The organism is Paenibacillus macerans (assembly GCF_050565405.1).
Lineage (GTDB): Bacteria > Bacillota > Bacilli > Paenibacillales > Paenibacillaceae > Fontibacillus > Fontibacillus macerans_B.
The window spans coordinates 18907-44599 of sequence record NZ_JBNYYG010000042.1 but is presented as its reverse complement, the minus strand read 5'-3'; the positions used below and the strand labels follow the sequence as shown (position 1 = coordinate 44599).

Here is a 25693-nt window from a genome sequence, read left to right as displayed (position 1 = left end):
ATCCAACGTCTCTTCAACATGCTATTTTTTTGAATACGGATAGAACCCTCTTATCTCCTTTTCACTTGTTAATTAAGAAGTCGGCCGCCCCGCTGCGCCGCACTCGAGGGTAGCGCGTTAAACTAACGCGTACCGTGTACCGCGTCCCGCCGGCCCTTTGGCGGCGCGGTGCCTGGCTAGGCCTTTCGAATGTTGTACATAATACAACATTTTCACTCGCTCCCACCTGCGTGTGCCTACAAAATAAGAAAGCGAGATGCCGCATCTAGCGGGATCTCGCTTTTTATCGCAACTAATACTCTTCGCATTAAGCTCTTTTGCACTCTCGCACGACACTCCGCATAACGCGCTACCCCCGCCGGCCATCGGCTTACAGCCCCGGCTCCTCGCCGGTCCGTTCCGGCAAAGGGGCTTCGGAGACGCCCATGATTTCTTTGCGCAGGCCATGCATTTTTTTGTCCAGCGCGTCGGCGGCTTTGGCGGCCTCGGAGAGCTCGGTGACGACGTGGGGCGGTACCTGCTTGTCGTATTTGTAATACAGGATATGCTCCATGCTGGCCCAGAAATCCATGGCGAGCGTGCGCATCTGAATTTCGACCTTCATCCATCGCTGGCCTTCGAACAAGGTAAGCGGCACCGCCACGATGAGGTGCAGGCTTTGATAGCCGTTGGGTTTCGGCTTTTCGATGTAGTCCTTCACTTCCAGCACTTTGATGTCTTCCCGGTGCTGGAGATGGTCCAGCAAACTGTAAATATCCCGGACGAACGAGAACACGATCCGCATGCCGGCGATATCGTGGATTTGGTTGACCATACTGTCGACGGTCATGTCCAGTCCTTTGCGCTCCAGCTTGTCGAGGATGCTCTTCGGCTCCTTGATCCGCGTTTTGATATGTTCGATCGGGCTATAGCCGTTATGAATTTTCCATTCCGTCTGGATCAGCTTGATTTTGTTCTTCAGTTCATCGAGTGCAAGCTGGTACAGGAAGGGGAGTTTCTTCCACTCCTCCAGCTTACGCAGCGCATCGTCACCGATCTCCCATTGATAAAGTTCCCTTAAATCCAACTGCGATGACAGGCCGTCTTGGGGACTCGTGCTTGATATGCTCAGTATCATCTACTCCTGTTAGGGGCCGTTCAAATAATCGGGAGAGCCGCATGGCTGACTGCCGTTAGGAACGTCCAGGCCGCCTTCGGCGCGGATTCATTCGCGTAATCCGCAATCCCGTTTCCAGCCGGGCGGCGTTGCTGCACATCTAGCGGCGGATAGGCTTGGCGGTAAGGCGCCGGCCGACAACCTCCGATCTTTTGAACGGCCAATGAATTTGAATGACTTCTCCCATATTGTACCTTGCGCGGACGTTCGAAATCAAAGTTGATAAATGGAGGAGAAACGCCGTCTCGATCCCGGAGAAGGCGCTTCCTAAGTCGGAGGTCGGTTTTCACGGGCGTGCAAAATCTGGTATGATAATGAATATTTCGCGGGGAGGAATCATGGCATGAATATTTTACAAAGGTTAAAAGATGGTGCGGGCAAGGTAACCGATCGCGCGCAAAATGTCGTGGAAATCGGAAAACTGAACACGCAAATTTCAAATATCGAACGCGAACTTGGTTTGTATTATCAAAAAATGGGCGAGGTTTTCTACGAAGGTTACCGGAGAAAGGACATGTCCCAGGCAGAGCAGGAGATGCTCGAGTTGGCCAAAACCTGCGATTTGCTGACGGAGGAGCGGGACGAGGTCCGGGCCAAAATCGCCGAGCTCAAGAACGAACGGCTATGCGGCGCTTGCGGCCGCAACGTCACGGAGGACGCCTTGTTCTGCCAGTACTGCGGACATAAGCTGGTGAAGAAGGCGAAGCCGATCCTGCCGGCGGAGCTCGTCGAACCTTCCAGGGAGTCCGCCCAATCGCCGTCCTTCGATCCGGTTGCGGTGAGCGCCGAACCGGCCGTACCGGAGGAGAAGAAGGTCGACGAGCTGGATAAGCTGCTGCGTGCGGCTAACCTGCTCAAGGATAAAGCGGAGCATCGGGAAGCTGTCGCGGTTCCTGAACCGGCCGCCCCGATCGCGCCGGAGGTCCCGGTCGATCCCGAGGAGGAAGCGCGCCTGCAGCGAAATCTGGAGCGGGAGCGCAAGCGGCAGGAGGAGCTGGACCGGCGCATTCGCAGCTGGACGCATAATGCCCAGCCTCGCGAAGAAGAAGCCGAAGAGAGCGAAAACGGCGTGGCGGTCTTCAAATGCCAAATTTGCTCGTCGACGTTGGTGAAGGGTACGAAATGGTGTCCGCATTGCGGCGCGGAGCAAATCTGACGTTAACGGCAAATGTTCACCAGGTTGTAATAAAGTTCTCCGCAGCGGCGGGGAGTCGTTCGTAGTATAAAGTAAGATGCGGTTTTGCTTTTGGGGCAGGAGGGCTGCCTCGAAAGCCGCCTCGAACCGTCAGTCGGCGGCGGATGATCCCGCAAGGCGCGGGGGAAACTATTAACCGCATCACCATAAAGTTAGGAGCGTGAAGCGTTGTGGAATGCATCGTTCATTTTGATGTGGTACATAAGGATGGCGTGAAGGAGCTGCGGGGACTGATTTTTCTCGACAAAGGCAAGGTGCCGGAGGAAAGCGATTTTCTGCAAATGTTCGCGGAAATGGGTTACAAGCTGCGTCTGGAAGATCGGCAGAGCCTGGTATTCAAGCCGACGGAAGCCGGCGCGGATTACAGCGAGATCCGGGTCCGCCGCCTCGACACGGGAGAGAAGAGCTACAAGGAGGACGGCGAATTGAAGTCGCTGCTGACCAATTTGCTGCCAAGGGAGCCTAAACCGTTGTAAGGACGCAGCAAGATAAAAACGAAAATCTTTGAAAAATTTTCAATAAACCCACGAAATCCCTCTTCCTTTTCACAGACAGTCTGCGTTATACTTCTAACATTGTGTGCCAATGATATTCATCGTTTTCTCGTATAAGTGCAGGAATCGGCCTGCATGTCTCTACCTGATCACCGGAATGATCGGACTACGGGAAGAACTCTATGAATTTATCCGGACTGTGGGGGAGCTTGGAGTTGCTTGGGCTGGTCCGTCCGGGTCATTACATAGGGCGATTTCTGTTTGCATGTGTCCATTTCCGATTGGGGAATGGGCTTTTTTTGCGTTTATGCGATTCTAGGTGAACGAACAAAGGGGGAAACCGTAGTGAAACTGCTTAAGGACAAAGTCATGACGGAAGGGATCGTACTCGGAAACCAGGTGCTGAAGGTCGACTCCTTCCTCAACCATCAGATGGATCCGGTACTGATGAAGGAAGTGGGGCGCGAATTTGCCCGGCGGTTTGCCGGCGAAGGCATCACGAAGGTGCTGACGATCGAGTCCTCGGGGATTGCCCCGGCGATCATGACGGCTCTCGAGCTGAACGTGCCGATGATTTTTGCGCGCAAGCACCAGTCGCTGACGCTCAAGGACGATATTCTGGTGGAAAAAGTGTACTCGTTCACCAAACGGGAAACGAACGAGATCACGGTCTCGAAAAAGTTTCTGTCCGGGGCGGACCGGGTGTTGATCGTGGACGACTTTTTGGCAAACGGCGAGGCTGCCTTCGGACTGGCCCGCATCGTGGAGAAAGCCGGAGCCGGCGTGGCCGGCATCGGCATCGTGATCGAGAAATCGTTCCAGCCGGGCGCAAGGCTGCTGACGGAGGCGGGCTACCGCGTCGATTCGCTGGTGCGGATCGCCTCGCTGGACGACGGGGCCGTTACGTTCGTCGAGGAGCTGAACGAATAGCTTTTTTTCTTATGATTGGTTCATGGCATGAAATATAGAGATTTCGGGGAGGAACGTTTACCAATGGAACGCGAACGTATTTTTCAAATCAATCGACACCCGCTCAAGACGCTGTCGCTGGGTCTTCAGCACGTGCTGGCGATGTATGCCGGCGCGGTGATCGTGCCGCTGATCGTCGGCGGCGCGCTTCATTTCACGCAGCAGCAGCTGACGTACCTGATCGCGATCGATCTGCTTGCCTGCGGCGTCGCCACGCTGCTTCAGGTGTGGGGCAACCGCCTGTTCGGCATCGGCCTTCCGGTGATGCTTGGCTGCGCCTTTCAAGCGGTGTCGCCGATGATCGCCATCGGGCTCGAGGACGGCGCCGGCGTATCGGCCATCTACGGCGCGATTATCGCCTCGGGGCTATTCGTCTTTCTGTTTGCCGGGTTGTTCGGCAAGCTGATCGCCCTATTCCCTCCGGTGGTGACCGGCTCGGTCGTGACGATCATCGGCGTCACGTTGATTCCGGTGGCCATCTCGGACCTGGGCGGCGGAAGTCCGGGGGAGAACCCGGATTTCGGCAGCCCATTGAACCTTGCGCTTGGCTTTGGCGTACTGCTGTTCGTCATCTTGATGAACCGCTTCGCCAAAGGGTTCCCGCGCTCCATCTCCGTGCTGCTCGGCCTGATAGCCGGCACGCTGGCGGCCGCAATGGCCGGTAAGGTGGACTTGACGCCGCTCAAGGATGCGGGCTGGTTCCATGCGGTTCAGCCGTTTTACTTCGGCAAGCCGACGTTCCACGCTTCGGCGATCCTGACGATGATCCTCGTGGCGATCGTCAGCGTGGCCGAATCGACCGGCGTGTTTATGGCGCTTGGCAAAATCGTGGATAAAGAGATCACCGGGAAGGATTTGACGCGAGGTTACCGTGCGGAAGGCCTGGCAATTATGCTCGGGGGGATTTTTAACTCGTTCCCGTATACGACGTATTCGCAAAACGTCGGGCTCGTCCAGATGAGCCGGGTCAAAACCCGCGACGTGATCGTCGTCGCCGGCGCGCTCTTGATCTTGATCGGCTTTGTGCCGAAGATCGCCGCGCTAACGCAGCTCGTGCCGACGTCGGTGCTCGGCGGGGCGATGATCGCGCTGTTCGGGCTTGTGTTGTCCTCCGGTATCCGGATGCTCGGCGACCAAGTCGATTTGAACCGTCATGAGAACTTGCTGATTATTGCCTGCTCCGTCGGCATGGGACTCGGCGTCACCGTGCTGCCGGAGATTTTCGACCAACTGCCGGCCGCGCTGCGGATCCTGGTGGACAACGGCATCGTGGCGGGCAGCTTTACGGCGATCGTGCTGAACCTGTTGTTCAATGGACTTAACGGGCATCGGACGGCGGCTGCGGAAACGGAGAAGGATGGAACGGCGACGGACGTTGCTCAAGCCGAGCCGGCTGCCGCCGCCGGACAAGCCGGCCGTTAACGCCGAACTTCACATCCGCTGCAGTTGTTTCTCGGCCAGCTCGCCGATCCAGGGGAGCTTCAGCCACTTGCCCCGGATCGAAGCGAGCATAAGCACGATCCAGAGCGTCACGCCAAGCAGGGTGAGGAGCAGATTGACCACGACGCCGATGACCGGCAGGAAGCCGGACAAGGCATGGGCCAACATTAGCCCGCCGAACAGCATGGACGATTGCAGGGCATGGAACAACACGAACCGGCTTCTTCGCTCCAGGGCGAGAAAGACGATTCCGCCGACGAACGCAAACAGGTAACACAAAAATCCGGCTACATTTTCGTATAATCCGGTGGAAGATTTGAAAGGGGACATGGGTTCAGACCTTCTTTCCGTATAGAGGATGTCTTACAACTAAATGTATGACGAGCCCTCTCCCGAAAGAACCAGCTTGGCCGGCTCCGGCGAAAACCACTGCTGTAAAATATCGTTTACGATCACCTCCGCGGCCTCGGGCTTGCGGAGGTTCTCCATTTCCCGGCGCAGCGCGGAAACCTGGGCCGCGTCGCTTAACAGGGCCTCGATTTGAGCGGCGAGCATGGCGGGGTTCCGGGCGATTCGGGCGATGCCCTTCCGCGCGAGGTAAAGCGCGTTGTTCAGTTCCTGACCGGGAACGGGGCGATAGATGAATACGGGCAGGGAGCAAGCCAGCGCCTCCGACAGCGTGATCCCTCCGGGCTTCGTCACGATGCAGTCGCTGGCCCGCATCAGTCCGGCTACATCCTGGACATAACCCAGCAGGTGTACCGCGGGTTCCGCGCCCAGATGCTGGCGCAGGCCGCGATATAGTTCCTCGTTGCGTCCGCATACGACCACGACCTGATACCCGCCGGCGGCCAACCGCTCGCAGATCAAGCGGATTCCCGTCATGAGGCCGTAAGCGCCGGCCATCAGCAGAACCGTTTTTTTGCCCGGGTCTAGCTGTCTTATCACTTTATGGGGTTGCTCCTGCGGCCGGCAGAAGTCCGGTTTCAGCGGAATGCCGCTGACCAGGATGCGGTCCTCGACGATGCCGCGGGCGATCATTTCCTGCTTCATGTCGTCGGTTGGCACGTAGTATCGGTCCACGCCGGGGTGGATCCAGCGTCCGTGCAGGTCGAAATCGGTGACGATGTTCACTAGCGGCAGGGATTGGCCGGTCCGTTTCAGCAGCTTGGGCATCGCCAGTTGGGGGAAGGTATGAATGATCAGGTCGGGTCGGGCTTTTTTGAGCGTTTGCCGCAGCTTACCAAGGCCAAAGGAATTGACGACCCCCAGAAGCGAAGCCTCCGGCTGCATTTCCTTGGTGGCATTGTACACCCAGCCATAAAGGGAAGGGATCGTTTTGAAGCTTTGCAAATAGACGAATTTGGTCAACTCATTAAGCAGCGGATGGGCTTCGGCCATCAAATCGAGCAGGACGACATCCGGGACGCCTTTCCGGCGAAAGCCCGCTTCGATCGCTTTGGACGCTTGATAATGGCCGTCTCCGTAACTGGCATATAAAATGATGATTTTCGGCGATTGATAAGCCATGCGATCACTCCTCTTCAAGTCAAAACAACCGGCGATGGAATCGTACCTGTATTTTACCCTTTAGTCCAACTTATAAATATTAATGAGGAAATCGGATAAAAAATGTATGTTTGGAAGAAAGCTGAAACCTGATGTTGAATATGTTACAATAAGACAATAGGAGGTCTTTCCAAGCAAATTGCCGGCACCGACTTCATGAATTGAACAAACACTTTTCGGCGTTCTCAAAATCGGAGCATTTACCTTAAGCGTTCTGGGAGGGAATTAGTATGGCAACGAAAGGTCATGATGAAGTGAAAGAAAGTTTACGGGAAATGACCCGAATCTTCAAACCGAAAGATCCGAAAAAGTTCGTGAAAGAATATGTCCGCAAATATCGCATTATGGGCGGCTACGAAGAGGAATTGACCCACCTAGTTGAACATGAGCTTGGGAAGCTGGATTCATCCGTTTCCTGACCCAGAAGAGTAAGCTTACGACCGTTCCGGCGCACACATTAGGCGCCCGGGACGTTTTTTTTCTTGTATGACAACATATATTAAACCATTGGAAACAACGCGACACATCAATCCATTGGCACCGCGGGAGGAGAATCGGGACGTGAAGGTACGTTTAAAATCGAAGGAGGAGATCGCCCGGATCCGGGAGGCGGGAAGCATTTTGGCGGAATGCCACCGCGAAATCGGCAAAATGATCGGACCTGGGATTTCAACGCTGGAAATCGACGGCTTTGTGGAGTCGTTTTTGGCGGGGCGGGGCGCGACCCCGGAGCAGAAAGGGTACCGGGGGTTTCCGTTCGCCACGTGCGCATCGATCAACGATGTGGTATGCCACGGTTTTCCCGGAGAGCGCAAGCTGCAGCAGGGAGATATCGTGACGATCGACATCGTCGTCAATAAAAACGGCTGGCTGGCCGATTCCGGCTGGTCCTACCGGATCGGGACAGTGAGCGACGAAGCGGAGAAGCTGCTGACGGAGACCGAAAAGGCCTTGATGGCCGGCATCGGGGCAGCGAAGGCGGGACAAAAAATCGGCGATATCGGTTATGCGGTGCAGCGCGTGGCACAATCCGCGCACATCGGCATCGTCAAGCCGCTGATCGGCCATGGCATCGGACGGATGATGCACGAAGCGCCGGACGTGCCGAATTTCGGCCGACCGCGCAGCGGCGTAACGCTGCAGCCGGGCATGGTCATTACGATCGAGCCGATCTTTACCGGAGGCGAGACGGGAGCCGTGCTATGGGAGGACGACGGTTGGACGATCCGGACCGCGGACGGTAGCCTTGGCGCCCATTATGAGCATACGCTGGCCATTACGGAAGAGGGGCCGGTGGTGTTGACGAACTGAGAAGAGAGCAAAAGAGAGCGCAGCTCTCTTTTTTTTTTGCTCCGCCTCGGGGTAAAGCGGTATGCCGCGGGTTATCGGTTGCGGCAGTAACCGTGGTGGTGCGCGAGCTAACGGACCCCAGAGCCTCTATTAGCTCTCATTTGGACATTTTGCAATTTTAACGGACCGAGGAGACCTTATTTCGGTCAAAAGGGGCTAAATGGCCGCCTTGAGAGCCCAATAAGGTCTCTGGAGTCCGATACAGCGGGAAATAGCCGGGAAATGGGCGAATAAGGTCATCTCGGTCCGCTACGTTACGTGGAAGTCGCTTCGCTATAGGACGCCGTCAGTATGAAGCGTATTCGGCATCGGATCTTGTTTTCGGCCGGGCCTAGCCTAAGCTTTCAAAGCTGTTTTCTCCGATTTAGCCCCCTATTCACATTTCTTGCTTCATCCATTCCATAGTGTGTTGAAAGAATCCGCAACGGAAGCAATCGCTTGATGTAATAAGCCTGAATTTATGAATTCACACAACAGTGAAATAAAGTTTAAAGAAATGTCAAAAATGAAGCGGAGCGAAAAAAGGCTGAAAAACGCGAAGAAGCGTTCACAATTGGCAGCCCTTTCGACAGCCTTCGAAACGTAGAAAACGCTAACAAAACCTTTTGTGATGCGCCTTTCGGGCTTTTTGAACAATTTGTGAACTCCCCCTGAATCATTGACAAAACAGGGGTTCGATCATATATTTAATAGGTGATTGTTGTAATTGACAGGAATGCAGTTTCCGTGATAGGCGGGTAGATTTTTAGGCTGGTTCAGCTGGAAATCCTTGTGATGCAACGGAAGAAAACGTAAGAAGTGGGGTAGATGAATGATGAAACCGTGGAAGGCTGTAAAGCGGCTGTTGCCTTTGTTTGCGCTATCGCTCCTCCTGTCCGCATGCGGCCGCGAAGATTTGTCCGTGCTCAGACCACAGGGACCGGTAGCAGAGGGGCAACTCGGGTTAATTACGCTGTCGATCACGATCATGGTGGTCGTGATGCTGATTGTTTTCGGGATCGCCGCTTATGTGTGGATCAAGTTCCGCCGCAAGCCGGGGCAAACCGAAATTCCGAAACAAGTCGAAGGCAACCATAAGCTGGAGATCATTTGGACGGCCATTCCGCTGGTCCTCGTGCTGATTCTGGCGGTTGCTACGGTACAGAAGGTGTTTGCGTTTGGGGAGGACTACTCGAAAGATGCAAACGCTGTAAAAGTGAAAGTAACGTCGCATTTGTTCTGGTGGGAGTTCACCTATCCGGAATACGGCATTACGACGGCCCAGGATCTGATCATTCCGACGGGCAAGAAAATCGCGCTCGAGCTGAAAACGGCCGATGTGCTGCATTCCTTCTGGGTTCCTTCGCTCGGCGGCAAAACCGATACGAACACGGACGGAACGATCAATAAAGCTTGGCTGGAAGCCACGAACGAAGGGGTTTACCTCGGGAAGTGCGCCGAGCTGTGCGGGAAATCCCATGCCTTCATGGAATTCAAAGTCAAAGCGGTTAGCCAGGAGTCGTTCGATCGTTGGGTTGACGCGATGAAAGCTCCGGTGCAAACGATCCAGGATCCGGCCGTGGCCGAAGTGTTCAAGTCGCAATGCTTGAGCTGCCACGCGGTAGGCGACCAAGGCGGTCCTGTCGGGCCTAACCTGACGGGCATCGGCAGCAGGGAAACGGTGGCGAGCATTCTACATAATGCGGAAGCATCGGGCAAGCCGATCGACGGCAAGCCGGTCAAGGATAATTTGGTGGAATGGCTGACAGATCCGCAAAAAGTGAAACCGGGCAACAAAATGCCAAATCCGAAGGAAGATCTCGGGCTGACGGATGCGGAGATCGAAGCGATCGCCGACTATTTGGCGAACAGCAAATTATCATATTGATCTTGAGTGCCTCTTAGGACGGCATGGATGAGATAGGAATTTAAAGGAGGTACAAACCTTGGCTCATGCTCACAGTGTCAAGCGGCACAAGGGGTTGATGGACTGGTTAACGACGGTCGATCATAAGAAAATCGCCATTTTGTATTTAGTGGCGGGCGGCTTCTTCTTCGGAATCGGCGGGATCGAAGCGCTGCTGATCCGCGTACAGCTTGCCAAACCGATGAACGATTTTGTTACCGCGCAGCAGTTTAACGAATTGATTACGATGCACGGCACGACGATGATTTTCCTTGGCGTCATGCCCGTCATCTTCGCCTTGATGAATGCGGTGATTCCGCTGCAGATCGGGGCACGCGACGTGGCATTTCCTTTTTTGAACGCGCTCGGATTTTGGACGTTCCTGTTCGGCGGCTTGCTGCTGAACCTCAGCTGGATTATGGGCGGCGCCCCGGATGCCGGCTGGACCTCCTATACGCCGCTGTCGTCAACGACTTACAGCTTGACGCACGGGGTCGACTTCTATACGATCGGCCTGCAGATTGCCGGTCTCGGCACGTTGATCGGCGGCATCAATTTCCTGGCCACGATCATTACGATGCGCGCTCCGGGCATGTCCTTCATGCGCATGCCGATGTTTACCTGGACCACCTTCGTGACGTCGGCGATGATTCTGTTCGCTTTTCCGGCGATTACGGTAGGGCTCGTCCTGCTGACGTTCGACCGGATTCTCGGCGCTAACTTTTTTAATGTTGAAAGCGGCGGCAACCCGGTGTTGTGGCAGCATATTTTCTGGATTTTCGGTCACCCCGAAGTGTACATTTTAATTTTGCCGGCCTTCGGCGTGATTTCCGAAGTCGTGAGTACGTTCTCGCGCAAGCGGCTATTCGGATATAGCTCGATGGTGTTCGCCACGATCCTGATCGCCTTCCTCGGCTTCATGGTCTGGGCGCACCATATGTTCACGACGGGGATGGGGCCGGTCGCCAACGCGCTGTTCTCCATCGCCACGATGCTGATCGCCGTTCCGACGGGGATCAAAATCTTCAACTGGCTGTTCACCATGTGGGGCGGGCAAATCCGGTTCACGACGGCAAACCTGTTTGCCTCCGGTTTCATCCCGACGTTCGTCATGGGCGGGGTCACCGGCGTGATGCTGGCTTCGGCGCCTGCGGATTACCAATACCATGATACGTATTTCGTCGTAGCGCATTTCCATTACGTCATCGTCGGCGGTTTGGTACTCGGGTTGTTCGCCGGACTGCATTACTGGTGGCCGAAGATGTTCGGCCGCATGTTAAGCGAAAAGCTTGGCAAAGTAGAGTTCTGGACGTTTATTATCGGCTTCCACATGACGTTCTTCATTCAGCATTTCCTCGGCTTGATCGGGATGCAGCGCCGCGTCTTTACGTACTTGCCGAATCAGGGCTTTGATCTGATGAACCTGATCAGTACGGTCGGCGCGTTCCTGATGGGCGTAGGCGTGATTATGTTCCTGATCAACATCGGGATCACGGCCAGACAGCCGAAGGGCGTTCCGGGCGACGTTTGGGAAGATGGGCGCACGCTGGAATGGGCGATTCCTTCGCCGCCGGAAGAATACAACTTCAAGCAAATTCCCCTGGTACGCGGCATCGACGCGTTCTGGAAAGAGAAAATGGCCGGAAACCAGGAGATGACGCCTGCGGAGCCGGTCGGACCGATCCATATGCCGTCCCCGACGATTCTTCCGTTCGTGATGTCGGTCGGCTTGTTCATCGCCGGTTTGGGCTTCATGTTCACCAATGACGATTTCGGCAACGGATTGATGAACTTCCTGTTCAACAACTATATCGTAGTCGGGATCGGCCTGGCGATCACCTTCCTGTCGATGCTGCTCCGTTCGTTGTTCGACGACCACGGCTGGCACATCGAACCGGATGAACTGAATGGGAAGGGGGTCAAAGCATGACTACACCGCATACATCGCACGCGGCCGGCACGCTGCCGCATGAGCCGGAGAAGGCGACGCTGGAAGGCCGCAACAAGATCCTGGGCTTTTGGTTGTTTCTCGGGGGCGAGGCTGTATTGTTCGGTACGCTGTTTGCCACTTTCCTGACGCTGCGGAATCAAATCGCCGACGGCCCATCCGCCAGCGAACTGTTCAATCTGCCAATGACGGCGGCCGCCACGTTTATCCTGCTGGTCAGCAGCTTGACGAGCGTGTTCGCCATCCAGGCGATGCACCGCGGCGACAAAAGGAAGCTGTCCGGCTGGTTGGCCGTCACGGTATTGCTCGGCCTGGCGTTCCTGATCCTGGAGATTTACGAGTTTGCCGAATATGTCCTGCATGAAGAATACGGGATGACGACAAGTGCGTTCAGCTCGGCATTCTATACGCTGGTCGGGTTCCACGGAGCTCACGTGTTGTTCGGGATCCTGTGGATTTCGCTGCTGATCGGCCAATTGTTCAAGAAAGGCCTGACCGTCGTTACGGCGCCGAAGGTTTATGTGTCGGCTATTTACTGGCACTTTATCGACGTCGTGTGGGTTTTCATTTTCACGGTTGTCTACCTGCTCGGAAAGGTGGTTTAACGGATGACCAATCAGGAATCGAACGGCACGCAGGCGGTCAAACACCGTCAGCGGCATGAAGGTCCGGAAAAACATATCATCGCGTTCATTTTCTCCATCATCTTGACGTTGATCGCTTTCGCGGCGGTTGCGGCCGGCGGCGTCAACACCGCCTTTACCGTGATTTTACTGCTGGTGATGGCGGTATTGCAGGTGCTGGTGCAGCTCGGTTACTGGATGCACATGAAGGATAAAGGCCATTTGATTCCGATCATCTTCATGGCCGGCGGATTTTTCGTCGCTTTTACCGCGATCATTGCCGCTTTGTACTGGATGTGGTGGTAAACCTTGGAGAGGCGGGTCTCGCACGTTGGGCGGGCCCCCTCTTTTCCGGGTTTATCCGGCGCTGTAAAATAAACCTAATGAAACTCCATTGAGCAGAAACGGTACCGTCCTTCGGGACGCTGTCACCGTTTTTGTCTGCATTTGGGGGCGCGTTCACAATTTGGACAGAACTAACATCGGGGCGGAAGGAGGGTTTGCCGTGCTGGGATTAGAATATTTTAATTTTGCGGATGTATGGAGCCCGGTATTATTGGCGGTGGTCCTGCTGGTTACCGCGGGATATTTCGTGCTGATCGGACCGGGCGGCGGGAGATGGGCGCCGCGGGAGAACGTTTCGGCGGGGCGAAAAACGCTGTTCGTAGCCGGCATACTGCTGCTGTACGTAGCCCAGGGCGGTCCGGTGGAACTGCTGGGGCACATGATGTTCAGCTTTCATATGCTCAGCATGGCCATGTCCTATTTGGTCGCTCCGCCGCTGCTGATGCTGGGGCTGCCGCCTTGGGTTTGGCGGCGGATGGCCGCCTTTCTGGCCGATAGTCCGCTGCGGGCGTTGAAATTCCTGACCCACCCGATCGTGGCTGCGGTCGTGTTTAACGGGCTGTTTTCGTTTTACCACATTCCGGTGGTGCATGATTACGTGATGCTGCATTTCGGCGTGCATCGGTTGTATTATCTCGTATTGTTCGTTGCGGCGGTGTTGATGTGGTGGACGCTCGTAAATCCGCTGCCGGAACGGGCCGGGGCGAACGGATTGAAAAAAATGGGCTTTATCTTCCTGAACATGGTGCTGCTGACGCCGGCCTGCGGGTTGATCATTTTTGCGGATCAGCCGCTTTACGCCACCTACAGCGATCCGAGTGTCTGGGCGCGGGCGATGGGGTACTGCGTGTCGGGCGATCCGTCCATGCTGCTCCGGCAATTCGGCGGGCCGCAGTTCTTTGGCTACCTGCAGCCGGACGTCGATCAGCAGGTGGGCGGCATCCTGATGAAATTCACGCAGGAGATCATTTTTGCGTCGATGCTGGCCTACGTGTTCTTCCAGTGGTATAAGCAGGAAAACCGCGAGAACGCCGAGGATGACGACATGGCGCCTCCGGCGCTGGAGGCGCCGTTAAATACGCCGCCGCAGGTGCGGCCGCATGGGAATGTCCGCCGCGAGCCGTAGGAGCGGTCCAAGCAAGCGCAGGAACGTCCATGCCCGTTTGGCGTGAACGCAAAGAGCAGTCCCGGGGCTCATGAGGAATTACAAGGAATAGGATAGCGGTACAAAAGGGCGCTAAATTGGCTTTTTGACCAGTTGTGGCTTCAATAAGGGAATTATTTGGCCCTATTTCCTACAAGCAGCGGGGAAAAGACTCTTTTTTCGTTTTTTCACAGCGAAATAGCGCCATAAAGTTCCCTTATTTTTCCGAAAAGGCGCCAAAGTGGTGGAATAGCGCCCAAAATTACCGCTATTGCCGAGCGTACTCGCTCGGAATCGGAGGGTGGGACAGCGCCGAGGTTTTTGGTTAGGAGCAAACGCTAAGAAAACCAAGCCGCTCCTTACGAAGCAAGTTTTGTTCGGAGATTTATCAGTGGAGTAGTCGCTTACAAAACATTTAGGAGGATGCAAATTGGATCTGTTCACGTTATTCCCAACGCTAAGCACTTCTTTTATCGTGATCAGTGCGGTGCTGGTGGCCATCGGCTGGGGACTGATCATCAAAGGGAAACGGGAAGCCCATAAGAAGACGATGATCGCCGCCGCAGCGGCCGCACTGTTGTTCTTCATCATTTATATGTCGCGTACCGTATTTATCGGCAATACGTCGTGGGGCGGACCGGACAACCTCAAAGGGTATTATCAGACTTTCCTGGTTTTCCACATCGTGCTGGCGACCGTCGCCGCCGTTTTCGGCATTACCACGTTGGTGCTTGGCTTCAAGGCGAAATACGCCAAACACCGCAAATGGGGGAGAACGACTTCCGTCATCTGGTTCTGCACCGCGATTACCGGCGTGGCCGTGTACGTGCTGCTGTACTTGATGTATCCGGGCGGCCATACGAAGCCGGTCTGGGAAGTAATTTTAGGCGCTTAGCGCCCGCCGCTGTCGGACGCAAAGGCCCGATACATGCATCGTCATATGGTTAACCGACATACTGTCCCTAAGCGAAAACGCGAGTGGCGGGAATCCAAGGAGATTCCCGCCACTTGCGTTTTTTTGCTTGTTGAGTAGGGCGGGTTGACACATCGATAAGCGCAGTATATACTGTGTATAAAGATATAAACAGTAAGCACAGTGAAAATGAAAGGCAAAGCGAGGTTGATCGACTTGGATAGTTGGAAGGACGCTTGGGTCATTTTTTACAAGGATTTGCGCAGCGATCGGCTATTCCTGATTTGGAACGTGATATTTATGCTGTATATTTCGCTATTCCTCGGTTTTATGGTCCGCTCAAGCGCTGAGACGGGGTTCGTGCTGAATCCGATGGCCGATTTTCTCATGCTGTCGATGATCCCGTTCACCGGTTTCTTTTTTTCGCGGCGATCCTTTAGCTATCTGAAAGAAGATTCATACACCCAAATGCTGCGTTACTATCGGACGTTGCCGATTCCGCTGAAGACGATCATGCGGAGCAGGTTGATCCAGCTGGGGGCAATGATGTTGTTTAACGGGATCATATTTTACGTCGTGTTCTATGCGATAGGATTGCGAAGAGAGCTCGACTTGGGCGGATTTATCGCGTTCGCGTTAACATGGACCGGGTATGGCTTGTTCATTAACGGGGCGTTCATCTACTACGAACTTCTGAAAAAGGGCAAGGTGTATTTATGGATGTCGCTGGTCCTGATGGCTGTTTTCGGATTCACGGCTTATGCGATAGATTGGTTTGGCGGCAACCTGATGTCTTTCACGATGGATTACTCCGGGCGCTACGTCCTTCTGTCGCCGCTGATGTGGGGAGCGCTGGTCGGCGGGGTACTGGGTTTGTCCCTGTTTGGGGCGATGACGCGACGCAAGCTGGCTATGCGGGATTTAGCTTAGATGGAGGGCCTTGAACTAGTGGCGGAAGGCGGAGGTGAATAGAAAGGTGTGGATTCCCATTCAGATAAATGAAAATAGCGCTGCGCCGCTGTACCATCAGATCGAGTCGCAACTCAGGTCGTTGATCGTGAGCGGAGAGATCGAGGAAGGCACGCTGTTGCCTTCGATCCGGGAGTTCGCCGGCGCCCTGAACTGCAGTGTCATCACCGTTCGCCGGGTGTATCAGGATTTGGAGAGCGAAGGCCTGCTTCGAACGAGGCAGGGAACGGGTACGTTCGTCGCCAAGGTCACCACGGATGAACGCGACGAATACCGCACGGCGGTCGTCAAGGAAGCCATCGAGGCGGCCGTCGATACCGGGAAATCGCTGAAGTACGGGGAAGAAGAGCTGAGGCAGCTGTTTTTGCAAATCATCAAGCAGAAATACGATCCGTCGCAAAGCAAGGGGGATACGGACTGATGGAACAACCTATGGCAATCGAGCTCGTCGGAGCGCTCAAACGGGGCCGTCGCAAAAATATCGGACCGCTTCATCTGCAAGTGCCAAGCGGGTATATCGTCGCTTTGGTCGGGCCTAATGGCTCGGGAAAAAGCACTATGATGCAAATGATCCAGCAAACCCTTTTGCCGGATGAAGGGGAGATTCGCTGGTTCGGGGAGACTTACGCCGGCCTGCTGCCGCTTCAGCAGCGGCAGCGAATCGGATACGTGCCCGAAGCGCCCGAACTCGAGGAGAACTTCATGACCGCGGAGGCGGCGGCGCATTTCCGGTCCCATTGGTATCCGACGTGGGAAGAGGAGCGTTTCCAGAATTTGTTGAACCGGTTCAACGTGCCGCGGAATGAACGTTTGAACCGGATGTCCAAGGGGGAGCGGCGGAAATTCGAAATCGCGGTGGCGCTGGCGGTCAGGCCGAAACTGCTGCTGCTCGACGAGCCTTCCTCGGGATTGGACCCGTTCGCTTGGAAAAGCATGATCGACGAGCTTCGGGACTTTATGGCCGGCGAGGACATGACGATTCTGATCGCCACGCATATCGTTGAAGAGGTGAAACGGCTTGCGGATTATATCGTACTTGTTCATCAAGGGCAACTGCTGGGAATGGCGGAAAAGGATGAGCTTTTCGGAAGCTGGAAAGAGCTTTGGATTCGCGGAAGCGGATTTGCGCCTGTGGCGCTCCCGGAAGAGGCCGTCGTCATCATGCGGGAGACGGGGCCATCGGTCACCAAGCTCATCGTACAGGAGCCGAGCGAAGGGGAGCTGGAGCGCAGCCTTACGGCCAAGGGCTTGCAGATAATCCAAACCCGCAGCCTTGAGCTGGAGGAAATCCTGCAGCTATGGATCGAAGGACATCCGCCGGCGAAGCAGGAATGGGGTACGGCCATCCACTATTAATGGCATGAATGAATCCGGAACAAAGAAGGAGAGGGAATATGGCAAATCCATTGGTTTTGGAAAAAGTGATGAAACAGTTTGGCGAAAAAACCGCCGTCAGCGAAATCTCGCTGCAAGTCGAGGAAGGCGAGATCTACGGCTTGCTTGGCGCGAACGGCGCCGGCAAAACGACGACGATGCGGATGGTGCTGGGACTGATCTATCCCGACGGCGGGCGCATCCTGTATGACGGCAAGCCCTACAGCAACGAGCTGCAGCATCGGATGGGTTATTTGCCGGAGGAACGCGGCTTATATCCGAAGGTCAAGGTCAGCGACCAGATCATCTACCTGGCGCGCCTTCGCGGCATGTCGGCCTCCGAAGCCGACAAGAGCTTGAAATACTGGCTTGGCCGCTTCGAGGTGCCGGAGTACTATGACAAGAAAATCGAGGAGCTCTCCAAGGGCAATCAGCAAAAAATGGGCTTTATCGCCGCGGTCGTGCACAAGCCGAAGATCGTCATTATGGACGAAGCGTTCAGCGGACTGGATCCGGTTAACGTCGAGCTGCTGAAGGCCACCGTCAAGGAGCTGCGCGACCAGGGCACCAGCATTTTGTTCTCGACGCACCGGATGGAGCATGTCGAGGAGCTGTGCCGCAACATCACGATCTTGGACCGCTCGAAAACCGTGCTGCAGGGCAATCTGCGGGACATCAAAAAGCGTTACCCGCGCGAAGAGGTATTGCTGCATACGGCCGGGGAAGTGACGGGGCTGGAGGCTTTGGCCGGCGTGGAGAAGGTCGAGCGCAAAGAACGCGGGTACCTGATCCGCATCTCGCAAGTATCGGCGGCCCAGGAAATCCTGCGCAGGGCGATGGAAGTCAGCGAGGTGGAGCACTTCGAGATCAAGGAGCCGACGCTGAATCAAATCTTTATCAAAGAGGTAGGTGAGTCGAATGAATAAAATGGGGACAGTCATCGGCTTTACGTTTATGAACAAGGTCAGAACGAAATCGTTTATCATTACCACGCTCGTATTGGCCCTGCTCGTGTCCATCGGCCTGCATGTGCCTTATTTCATCGATAAATTTACGGGGGGCGACGAGGGGCCGGCCAAGATCGGCCTCGTTTACGGCGAACAGCAGGAGCTGGCGAAATCCCTCGAGGAATACACGGCGAAGCAGCCGGGCGCCGGCTACACGCTGGTGCCTTTCGAGAACATGGACGCCGCCGCGCTGAATCAAGAGCTGGAAGCCGGCAACATTGACGGATACTTGCAATTTGCGGCAGGGACGGACGGCGTATTCCCTGCGGTTACCTATACCTCCAAGTCTGACAGCCTGAAAATGGGGCTGCAAACCGCGCTGCAGGCGGCGCTGCAAAACGTCAAGGCGGGATATTTGACGAAGGGCATGCTGAGCGACGAGCAAATCGCCGCGTTGAACGCCCCGGTCCAAATCGATGCGGTGAAGGCGTCGGCGGAAGCCGGCGGCGAAGGCGAATCCGGGCAGAAGGCGCAGGAGGCCGGGGTCATTAACTTCGTGCTCGTGTACGTGCTGATCATCTTGTTCTTCATGACGATCATGATGACGGGCAACATGATATCGGCCGAAGTCACCGCGGAGAAAAGCTCGCGCATCATGGAAATCCTCATTACCAGCGTTTCGCCGCTCGCGCAGATGTTCGGCAAAATCATCGGCATGTTTTTTATCGGCCTGCTGCAAATCGTAATTTTTGCCGCAGTCATCGCCATCAACGTTTCGCTGCCGTACAATCAGCCGATACTCGCGGGTTTTAACCTCAACCTGGCGGATATCCGCGTGGAAGTCCTGGTACTCGGTCTGATCTTCTACATCCTGGGCTACTTCCTCTACGCCACGTTGTTCGCCGCCGTCGGCTCGCTCGTGAGCCGGACGGAGGAGCTGGGCCAAGCGGTGATGCCGATCACCATGCTGTCGCTGGCTTCCTTCTACATCGGGATCTTCAGCCTCGGCACCCCGAATTCGCTGCTGATGAAGGTCAGCTCCTACATCCCGTTCGTCTCGCCGGTCTCGATGATCGTCCGGGTCGGCATCGGCGAGCCGCCGATCTGGGAAATCGTCATCTCCCTGGCGGTGCTCGCGGTCGCGATCTTCGCGTTCGGCTGGCTGTCGGCGAAGATATACCGCACCGGCGTCCTGCTGTACGGCAAACGCCCAACCTTCAAAGAGCTGCGCAAAGCGATGAAGGCGTACAAGATTTAAATCAACAATGGCGGAAAAGGATGAGCATAACGGCTCATCCTTTTATATTTATATTAGCTTTATTTAACTAGATCATGGCGGTCACCTCAAATACACACGGCGTACACAAGTCTCTCTTATAATGGTCTTGCAGGGGAGATGGAGGTGCCGCCCGAATTCATAGAAGCGATCATCGCAGGTCAAAATACGTGCATAGGTGATGACGGATGAAACGAAGCATATTGCTGGTGGAAGACGATGCGCTGATGCGCGAGTTTATAACGGACTATTTTAAACAAGAACAATGGGAAGTGCATGAAGCGGAGAACGGCCGGATTGCGCTGGAGCTCTTCGATCAAATCCCCGTCGACTTGGTCGTGCTGGACATCATGATGCCGGAAATGGACGGGTGGTCGGTGTGCCGGCGGATCCGCGGCAAATCGGACGTGCCGATCATCATCATTACGGCCCGGGCCGAAGACGACGATCAGATCCTCGGGTTCGAGCTCGGCGCCGACGAATACGTCACGAAACCGCTCAGCCCGAGGGTGCTGGTCGCCCGCGCCACCGCTTTGATGAAAAGAAAAGAGGGCACGGTCGGCCGGGAAAGCGGGACATTAGCCTTCGGGAGCCTGTCGATCAACCGGGAGGCGCATGCCGTGTCCGCAGCGGGCGAGCCGGTCAATTTATCGCCGAAGGAATACGATCTGCTGCTCTTCCTGGTCAAGCATTATGGAAAGGTACTGACCCGCGAGACGATCTTGGATGCCGTCTGGGGCTACGACTATTTGGGGGATGCGCGCACGGTGGACACCCATGTCAAAAAATTGAGAGCCAAGCTGGGGGACGAAGGCCGCTATATCGGCACGGTCATCCGGTCGGGCTATAAATTCGATACGAAGCCATGAAGAGGCATAGCGTTGTTTTTAAGTTGTTCATCGTGACGTCGGCGTTGGTCCTGCTTGCTTTTTCGATCGTGATGGCGGCGGAGGGACTGTTCTTTGAGCGGTTTTACCGGGGCACCAAAATCGACCGGCTGGCCGGGAGCATGGAGAGCTTCGCCGAGGAATACGGGCAGGATCCTGCCGATGAAAAGCGGGTTTCGCGGCTGCTGGGCGAGTTCATGAACCGGCAGGACGCCAGCACCGCCCTTTTGAACCGGCAATATGGACAAATCGGCTTTGAGCCTTATTACGTCGATCTGAGGGCCGCTGGCGGCAAGACGGTGAAAGTGGTGATTCCGGCGGAAGGGATGACGCTCGAGGACATTCCGCTGGTCGAGGTCGGCGATCGACTTATGGTAGATGGCATGTATATGGATGAGCGGGACGCGATCATGCATCCCGTCGACGTTCGTCCGGCCGCGGAGGCGACCCCCGGGCCCGAACCGGGCTTGGTGCGGGCGGAAGGAGAGGTGACGGATTTTCTGCTGCCGGAGCAGCGCTCCTACAATCCGCTCTATCAGGATACGTTGATCGATGACGCGCTTCGCGCCTGGATGCAGCAGACCGCGAACGACCCGTCCGGCGAAGCGCGGCTGCAAAGCGGGTCGCAGGTCCATTTCGAGTGGCGGGACAAGTGGAGCGGCGTCGAATACGCCGTGCTCCTGCAGCCGCTGGTTAATCAAGGGACGGCCGGTCCCCGCTACATGATCGCGATGACGTCGCTGCAGCCGGTTGGGGAAGCGGTGGAGATTTTGCAGCGGTATGTGGTTTATCTGGCGCCGCTCATCGCTATGCTGGTCGTGCTGTTGTCGCTGATCTACTCGCGGATGGTCTCGCGGCCGCTGCTGGCCCTGAATCGCACGGCGGCGCGGTTGGCGGAGCTGGATTTCACCGCGGCGCCGGAGGTGGCGGCAAAGGACGAGTTCGGGCAGCTGTCCCGCAGTCTGTCGCGGCTGTCGCGCAATTTGGATCAAGCGCTGCAAGAATTGACCCGGGCGAACCAGCGACTGCAGGACGACGTGGAGGAGAAGCGACGGTCGGAGGAATTGCGCAAAGAGCTGATCGCCAATATCTCGCATGAGCTGAAAACGCCGCTCGGCATCGTCAAAGGGTTTGCGGAGGGGCTGCAGGACGGCGTGGCGGACGACAAGAAAGAGCGTTACCTCGCGTTGATCGTCAGCGAAACCGACCGGATGAACGCCTTGATCATGGATATGCTGGAGCTGTCCAAATTCGAGGTGAAGGCGGTGCAGCTCCATCCCCGGAGCTTCTCCCTGGCCGGCTTGATGAAGCGGGTGGCCGAGTCCTTTTCCCAACAGATGGAGACCAAAGGGCTTCATATCGACTTAAGCTTGAGTGAAGAGGCCAACGGAACGATGAGCGTATCTGACGACTTGCCGGTTTGGGCGGACCCGAAACGCATCGAGCAGGTAGTCCTGAATCTGTTAAGCAATGCCATTCGCCATGCCAAGGAGCAAAGTACGATCCGTATCGGATTGCGCCGGGACGTCGACGGGCATATCACCGCTACGATCGAGAATGACGGACCCGCCATCGCCGAAGAGGATCTGAAGCGCATCTGGGACCATTTCTACCGGGCGGAGCGCTCGCGGGACCGCAAATCCGGAGGAACGGGGCTGGGGCTGGCGATCGTCAAGCATATATTGGAGCTTCACGACAGCGCCTACGGCGCCTTTAATACGCAGCGAGGAGTAGCCTTTTACTTTACATTAAAAGATCACGGAGGAGAAAACCATGACGAAACCTAAATCCATTTTACTGATTGCCGCTTTGGCGGCTGTGCTGACGCTCAGCGCTTGCGGGACCCGGACGTTGACCGGAGCGCCGGAGAACAATGCCAATCCCGCAAACACGGAGCAAAATGCCGAGAACGGCACCACGGGGGTAACGGATCCCGCGCCGGCGAATGCCGATCAGGGGGAGACCGATCAAGCAAATACGGAGAATGGGGCGACGAACGGCAACGATGCTGCTAATGCGGCCGCTGGCGATGAACAAATCCTGATCATCATCGACCAGACGCCGAAACCGATCGCCGAGGGCGGCAGCTTCGATTTTCAGGTCGCCAAAGCGCCCGAAGGCTACGTGCTGAAAGAGATGAAGTGGGTATCCGACAACAACAACATCGTCAACACGCTGGAAGAGGCGATCCAACACGGTCAAAACGGGGGAGACGGCTTCTACATCAGCGGGGACGGGCAATTTATGGGATTCTTCTATCCGGACGAGATGAAAGGTGAGAAGGGCAAGGCCGCCTTCGTGTTCGCCAACGAGCAGGGCAAGGAATTGAGCTGGGAAAAGGAAATTACGCTGCAATAAGGCTGGCGGCGAGGGCAAAAAGGCTTTAACCAAGGAAGAGGAGGAGCGTCCAGGCTCTTCCTCTTTTTATGCCCGATCGGTTGCAGATCATCTGGCAGGGGCATGTTCGTCCGCTTGACGTCGCGTCCGCGATTTTATACAATGATACCCATGGGGGTATGTTGGCGAGGCATAAGGCGTGCTGCAAAGCACGGATCAAGATGAGTTCTTGTCGATATAAACCGCGGTTTTATGGAAGGAGGGCAAGTCATGGCCGAGGATTATGTCTACGGAGACGAATTGAAGCTACGATTGAAAAGAATCGAAGGTCAGGTGCGCGGCGTACTCCGTTTGATGGAGGAAGGCAAGCCCTGCAAAGAGGTCGTCAGCCAATTGTCCGCCGCGCGGAATGCGGCGGATAAGGCGATGGCGCAAATCGTCGCGGAGAATTTGCAGCAGTGCATCGTGGAGGAACAGGCCCAGGGCAAAGATACCGGCCGCCTGGTTCGGGAGGCAGTCGAACTGTTGGTCAAGAGCCGCTAACCGCGGCAGGCTGATCTATCCTATTCCCATTTGAGAGGAGACGACATCGATGGCATTTCAACCGGACAAAGAAATTTCCCCGATCGAGCTGGCGGCACGAATGAAACGGGGCGAATCCGTGGCGGTGCTGGACGTGCGCGAGCCGACGGAATGGGCCGAAGGCCATATTCCGGGAGCCCGGCATATCCCGCTGGGGCAGTTGCCGGAGCGGCACGCGGAGCTAAACCCGGACGAGGAGCTGATCGTCGTTTGCCGCAGCGGCGGACGCAGCAGCCTGGCCTGCGAGCTGCTCGGCGAGCGGGGCTATAAGGTCGTCAACATGACCGGCGGCATGCTGGCCTGGCAGGACGAGTTGGAGTAAGCCGATGATCACGGCCGTTATTGTATCGCTGGCCGCCATCGGCGGGTACTTGCTCCGGCGGTTATGGCCCGTTCGGGGCCTGACCTATCTCGGCGACGCAGCATTGAACTGCGGCTCCGCGCTTCCGCCGGAGACGAAGAAGCTGGACATTCGCGACGCGTCCTTTTACGAAGAATGCCATATGGACGGTACACTCAATATTTCATTGGGAAGGCTGCCGTTCGTGTGGGAGAAGGAGCTGTCGCCGGCAGATCCCGTACTGATTCTCTCGGATCGCCGGTACGATACGCTCAAAGCCGCCCGGATTTTACGGAGGCGGGGATTCCGGCAGCTGTATGCCTTGCAGGGCGAGGTTTGCCGGGTGAAAGCGGCGCTGAAGCCGTGCATGGAATCGTGAATATAACCCAGGAGGAGGCCCGTCGTCGCCGCGCGATCATGGGCCTCCTCTGCTGCCTGTGAAACTTTCGTCCGGATCGGACGTTATATGTACAGCATGATAAACCAAGAGAGTCAGGAGGCATCAACATGCCAACGCCATCACTGCCCAGCCGCGCGTCGGTGAAAAAGGGCACGGGTGCAAAGAAACGCGTACAAGCAAAAAAACGGCGGAAGCGTGGCTTCTTCTTTCTATTTTCCCGGATCGTTCTAGCGCTGATGATTGCCGGGGCGGCAGCCGCCATTTGGCTGTTCTTTACCCCCTCCGGAAACGATATGCGATATTTGATGGCCGACACGCTCATTACGACGCAGCATCGCCATTGGGCGAAATATATCATCGGCCAAGCGGAACTGGACAAGCGGGTGGCCGCATACCAGGCCCAGTTTGAGCAGATGGGGACCGAGAAGGATACCCATACGATCGCGCCTCCTCAAACGGAGGAAGTAAATGAGGCCGACAAGCCGCTGGTCGAAATCGAGGAGGTCTCGGGCAGCGGCTATCACGGGTACGTGTTGACCGTTAACGACCCGACCAAAATTCGCCTGGGCGTGCCGGCCAAACGAGGCAAAGGCGAGAAGGTATCCAGCATGGTCGAGCGGACCGGGGCCATCGCCGGCGTCAACGGCGGCGGGTTCGCCGATCCGAACTGGAAAGGCAACGGCTTCAAGCCGATCGGGGTAGTCATTTCGCAAGGCAAGCTGTTCTACAACGGCATCAGCTCGGGGGCATCCACCCAAATCGTCGGACTGGACAAGCAGGGGAAAATGATCGCCGGCAAATACACGCTACAGGAATTAAGCGACTTGGGCATCCAGGAGGCGGTCACGTTCCAGCCGCGGATCATCGTCAACGGCAAAGGGCAAATTCGCAGCCAAAAAGAAGGCTGGGGCATCGCTCCGCGAACGGCCATGGGACAACGGGAGGACGGCGCGATCCTGTTCGTGGTGATCGATGGGCGCCAGCCGGGCTACAGCATCGGCGCCAGCCTGTACGACGTGCAGCAAATCATGCTGGAGCACGGCGCGGTCATCGCCGCCAATTTGGACGGCGGGTCGTCGACGGTATTGGTCAACGAAGGCGGGGAAATCGTCAACAAGCCTTCTTCCGAATACGGGGAGCGTTATCTGCCGACCGCTTTTCTAGTATTTGATGACCCGGCGAAGGTCGATATCCCGAATATTTGGGAGGGATTAAGACCGCAGGATATCGATCCGGGCAAGAAATGAGCGTGAGCACATCATTTTTGGATGAATTGTGACAAAACGGGACTTATAGACTACTTTTTTTCAAAATACAGAGGGGAGCGGGTAACATTTCTGCCCGCTTCTGCCGAAATAGATGGTGGATGAACAACAGCATATTTTCTTAGATAAAGGCAAACTTGTCGAAAGAGAAGGACGCAAAGCTATAGGGACTAAAGTCTTAGGGCCATGTCAGCCAGCTACCGTGCAGTTTTGAACAGACGCATCGGCTAAGGTGAAGTCTGTTTTTTTGTCGAAATTAAGAAAATAAATGTATATTCGTCCTTT

The 25693-nt window shown here is 55.8% G+C and carries 28 protein-coding genes and 2 riboswitches; of the genes, 24 read left to right on the top strand and 4 right to left on the bottom strand.

Annotated features, from left to right (window positions below; all coding sequences use genetic code 11):
- Positions 1–370: 370 nt before the first annotated feature.
- The gene (locus tag ACQ4N8_RS20490) at positions 371–1117 is read right to left on the bottom strand and encodes a GTP pyrophosphokinase (protein ID WP_430706200.1); all 747 of its coding nucleotides are present in this window, start codon (positions 1115–1117) and stop codon (positions 371–373) included.
- A gap of 20 nt (positions 1118–1137) precedes the next feature.
- Positions 1138–1320, bottom strand: a complete 183-nt coding sequence (locus tag ACQ4N8_RS20485; protein ID WP_430706199.1) for a hypothetical protein — start codon at positions 1318–1320, stop codon at positions 1138–1140.
- A 179-nt stretch (positions 1321–1499) separates the two neighbouring features.
- Here ACQ4N8_RS20485 and ACQ4N8_RS20480 point away from each other — a divergent pair, with 179 nt between their 5' ends.
- The 4 genes from ACQ4N8_RS20480 (at position 1500) to ACQ4N8_RS20465 (ending at position 5236) form a co-directional block, all read left to right on the top strand.
- Complete coding sequence (locus ACQ4N8_RS20480; protein WP_430706198.1) at positions 1500–2312, top strand: zinc ribbon domain-containing protein; 813 nt, start codon at positions 1500–1502, stop codon at positions 2310–2312.
- Positions 2313–2521: 209 nt separating this feature from the next.
- Entirely contained in the window at positions 2522–2827 is a 306-nt protein-coding gene (locus ACQ4N8_RS20475; protein ID WP_430706197.1) for a hypothetical protein, read from the top strand.
- Between the two features lie 107 nt (positions 2828–2934).
- Positions 2935–3034, top strand: a riboswitch (purine riboswitch).
- Between the two features lie 156 nt (positions 3035–3190).
- Complete coding sequence (locus ACQ4N8_RS20470) at positions 3191–3775, top strand: xanthine phosphoribosyltransferase (RefSeq protein ID WP_430706196.1); 585 nt, start codon at positions 3191–3193, stop codon at positions 3773–3775.
- A gap of 63 nt (positions 3776–3838) precedes the next feature.
- A complete protein-coding gene (locus tag ACQ4N8_RS20465) occupies positions 3839–5236 on the top strand; it encodes a nucleobase:cation symporter-2 family protein (protein WP_430706195.1) in 1398 nt (465 codons plus the stop codon).
- 9 nt (positions 5237–5245) lie between these two features.
- Here ACQ4N8_RS20465 and ACQ4N8_RS20460 read toward each other — a convergent pair whose 3' ends face one another.
- Positions 5246–5584 (bottom strand): DUF4870 domain-containing protein, encoded by a 339-nt coding sequence (locus ACQ4N8_RS20460; protein ID WP_430706194.1) that lies wholly within the window; start codon positions 5582–5584, stop codon positions 5246–5248.
- Positions 5585–5623: 39 nt separating this feature from the next.
- Entirely contained in the window at positions 5624–6784 is a 1161-nt protein-coding gene (locus ACQ4N8_RS20455; RefSeq protein WP_430706193.1) for an MGDG synthase family glycosyltransferase, read from the bottom strand.
- 269 nt (positions 6785–7053) lie between these two features.
- Between ACQ4N8_RS20455 and ACQ4N8_RS20450 the strand changes: the two genes are divergently transcribed.
- The 20 genes from ACQ4N8_RS20450 to ACQ4N8_RS20355 all read left to right on the top strand — a co-directional run bounded on the left by ACQ4N8_RS20450 (position 7054) and on the right by ACQ4N8_RS20355 (position 25390).
- Positions 7054–7242 (top strand): hypothetical protein, encoded by a 189-nt coding sequence (locus tag ACQ4N8_RS20450; RefSeq protein WP_059042463.1) that lies wholly within the window; start codon positions 7054–7056, stop codon positions 7240–7242.
- Positions 7243–7384: 142 nt separating this feature from the next.
- On the top strand, positions 7385–8134 hold the full coding sequence (map, locus tag ACQ4N8_RS20445) for a type I methionyl aminopeptidase (protein WP_430706192.1): 750 nt from the start codon (positions 7385–7387) through the stop codon (positions 8132–8134).
- Positions 8135–8984: 850 nt separating this feature from the next.
- Entirely contained in the window at positions 8985–10040 is a 1056-nt protein-coding gene (gene coxB / locus ACQ4N8_RS20440; RefSeq protein WP_430706191.1) for a cytochrome c oxidase subunit II, read from the top strand.
- Positions 10041–10137: 97 nt separating this feature from the next.
- Positions 10138–11988 carry a cytochrome c oxidase subunit I gene (ctaD, locus tag ACQ4N8_RS20435; protein ID WP_430706202.1) on the top strand — a complete coding sequence of 617 codons (1851 nt, stop codon included), beginning with the start codon at positions 10138–10140 and terminating at the stop codon, positions 11986–11988.
- On the top strand, positions 11985–12611 hold the full coding sequence (locus ACQ4N8_RS20430) for a cytochrome (ubi)quinol oxidase subunit III (RefSeq protein ID WP_430706190.1): 627 nt from the start codon (positions 11985–11987) through the stop codon (positions 12609–12611). Before ctaD ends, ACQ4N8_RS20430 begins: the two co-directional genes overlap by 4 nt.
- A 3-nt stretch (positions 12612–12614) precedes the next feature.
- Positions 12615–12935 (top strand): cytochrome C oxidase subunit IV family protein, encoded by a 321-nt coding sequence (locus tag ACQ4N8_RS20425; RefSeq protein ID WP_430706189.1) that lies wholly within the window; start codon positions 12615–12617, stop codon positions 12933–12935.
- Between the two features lie 199 nt (positions 12936–13134).
- Positions 13135–14100, top strand: coding sequence for a cytochrome c oxidase assembly factor CtaG (gene ctaG, locus ACQ4N8_RS20420; RefSeq protein WP_430706188.1), 966 nt, complete (start codon positions 13135–13137; stop codon positions 14098–14100).
- Positions 14101–14548: 448 nt separating this feature from the next.
- A complete protein-coding gene (locus ACQ4N8_RS20415; protein WP_430706187.1) occupies positions 14549–15013 on the top strand; it encodes a DUF420 domain-containing protein in 465 nt (154 codons plus the stop codon).
- A 234-nt stretch (positions 15014–15247) separates the two neighbouring features.
- A complete protein-coding gene (locus ACQ4N8_RS20410; RefSeq protein WP_430706186.1) occupies positions 15248–15961 on the top strand; it encodes a hypothetical protein in 714 nt (237 codons plus the stop codon).
- 46 nt (positions 15962–16007) lie between these two features.
- Positions 16008–16421, top strand: coding sequence for a GntR family transcriptional regulator (locus ACQ4N8_RS20405; RefSeq protein WP_430706185.1), 414 nt, complete (start codon positions 16008–16010; stop codon positions 16419–16421).
- Entirely contained in the window at positions 16421–17356 is a 936-nt protein-coding gene (locus ACQ4N8_RS20400; RefSeq protein WP_430706184.1) for an ABC transporter ATP-binding protein, read from the top strand. The genes ACQ4N8_RS20405 and ACQ4N8_RS20400 overlap by 1 nt, the downstream gene beginning before the upstream one ends.
- A gap of 38 nt (positions 17357–17394) precedes the next feature.
- Positions 17395–18300, top strand: a complete 906-nt coding sequence (locus ACQ4N8_RS20395; protein ID WP_430706183.1) for an ABC transporter ATP-binding protein — start codon at positions 17395–17397, stop codon at positions 18298–18300.
- Positions 18293–19579, top strand: coding sequence for an ABC transporter permease (locus ACQ4N8_RS20390; RefSeq protein ID WP_430706182.1), 1287 nt, complete (start codon positions 18293–18295; stop codon positions 19577–19579). Before ACQ4N8_RS20395 ends, ACQ4N8_RS20390 begins: the two co-directional genes overlap by 8 nt.
- Before the next feature lie 206 nt (positions 19580–19785).
- The gene (locus ACQ4N8_RS20385) at positions 19786–20466 is read left to right on the top strand and encodes a response regulator transcription factor (protein ID WP_430706181.1); all 681 of its coding nucleotides are present in this window, start codon (positions 19786–19788) and stop codon (positions 20464–20466) included.
- Positions 20463–22271: a sensor histidine kinase gene (locus ACQ4N8_RS20380; RefSeq protein ID WP_430706180.1), complete on the top strand. Its 1809-nt coding sequence runs from the start codon at positions 20463–20465 to the stop codon at positions 22269–22271. The genes ACQ4N8_RS20385 and ACQ4N8_RS20380 overlap by 4 nt, the downstream gene beginning before the upstream one ends.
- Positions 22258–22842: a hypothetical protein gene (locus ACQ4N8_RS20375; protein WP_430706179.1), complete on the top strand. Its 585-nt coding sequence runs from the start codon at positions 22258–22260 to the stop codon at positions 22840–22842. The genes ACQ4N8_RS20380 and ACQ4N8_RS20375 overlap by 14 nt, the downstream gene beginning before the upstream one ends.
- Before the next feature lie 249 nt (positions 22843–23091).
- Positions 23092–23364, top strand: a complete 273-nt coding sequence (locus ACQ4N8_RS20370; RefSeq protein WP_430706178.1) for a metal-sensitive transcriptional regulator — start codon at positions 23092–23094, stop codon at positions 23362–23364.
- A 49-nt stretch (positions 23365–23413) separates the two neighbouring features.
- Complete coding sequence (locus ACQ4N8_RS20365; protein WP_430706177.1) at positions 23414–23725, top strand: rhodanese-like domain-containing protein; 312 nt, start codon at positions 23414–23416, stop codon at positions 23723–23725.
- A gap of 4 nt (positions 23726–23729) precedes the next feature.
- A complete protein-coding gene (locus ACQ4N8_RS20360; protein WP_430706176.1) occupies positions 23730–24122 on the top strand; it encodes a rhodanese-like domain-containing protein in 393 nt (130 codons plus the stop codon).
- Between the two features lie 128 nt (positions 24123–24250).
- Positions 24251–25390 (top strand): phosphodiester glycosidase family protein, encoded by a 1140-nt coding sequence (locus tag ACQ4N8_RS20355; RefSeq protein ID WP_430706175.1) that lies wholly within the window; start codon positions 24251–24253, stop codon positions 25388–25390.
- Between the two features lie 138 nt (positions 25391–25528).
- Positions 25529–25613, top strand: a riboswitch (cyclic di-GMP riboswitch).
- The last annotated feature ends 80 nt before the right edge of the window (positions 25614–25693 follow it).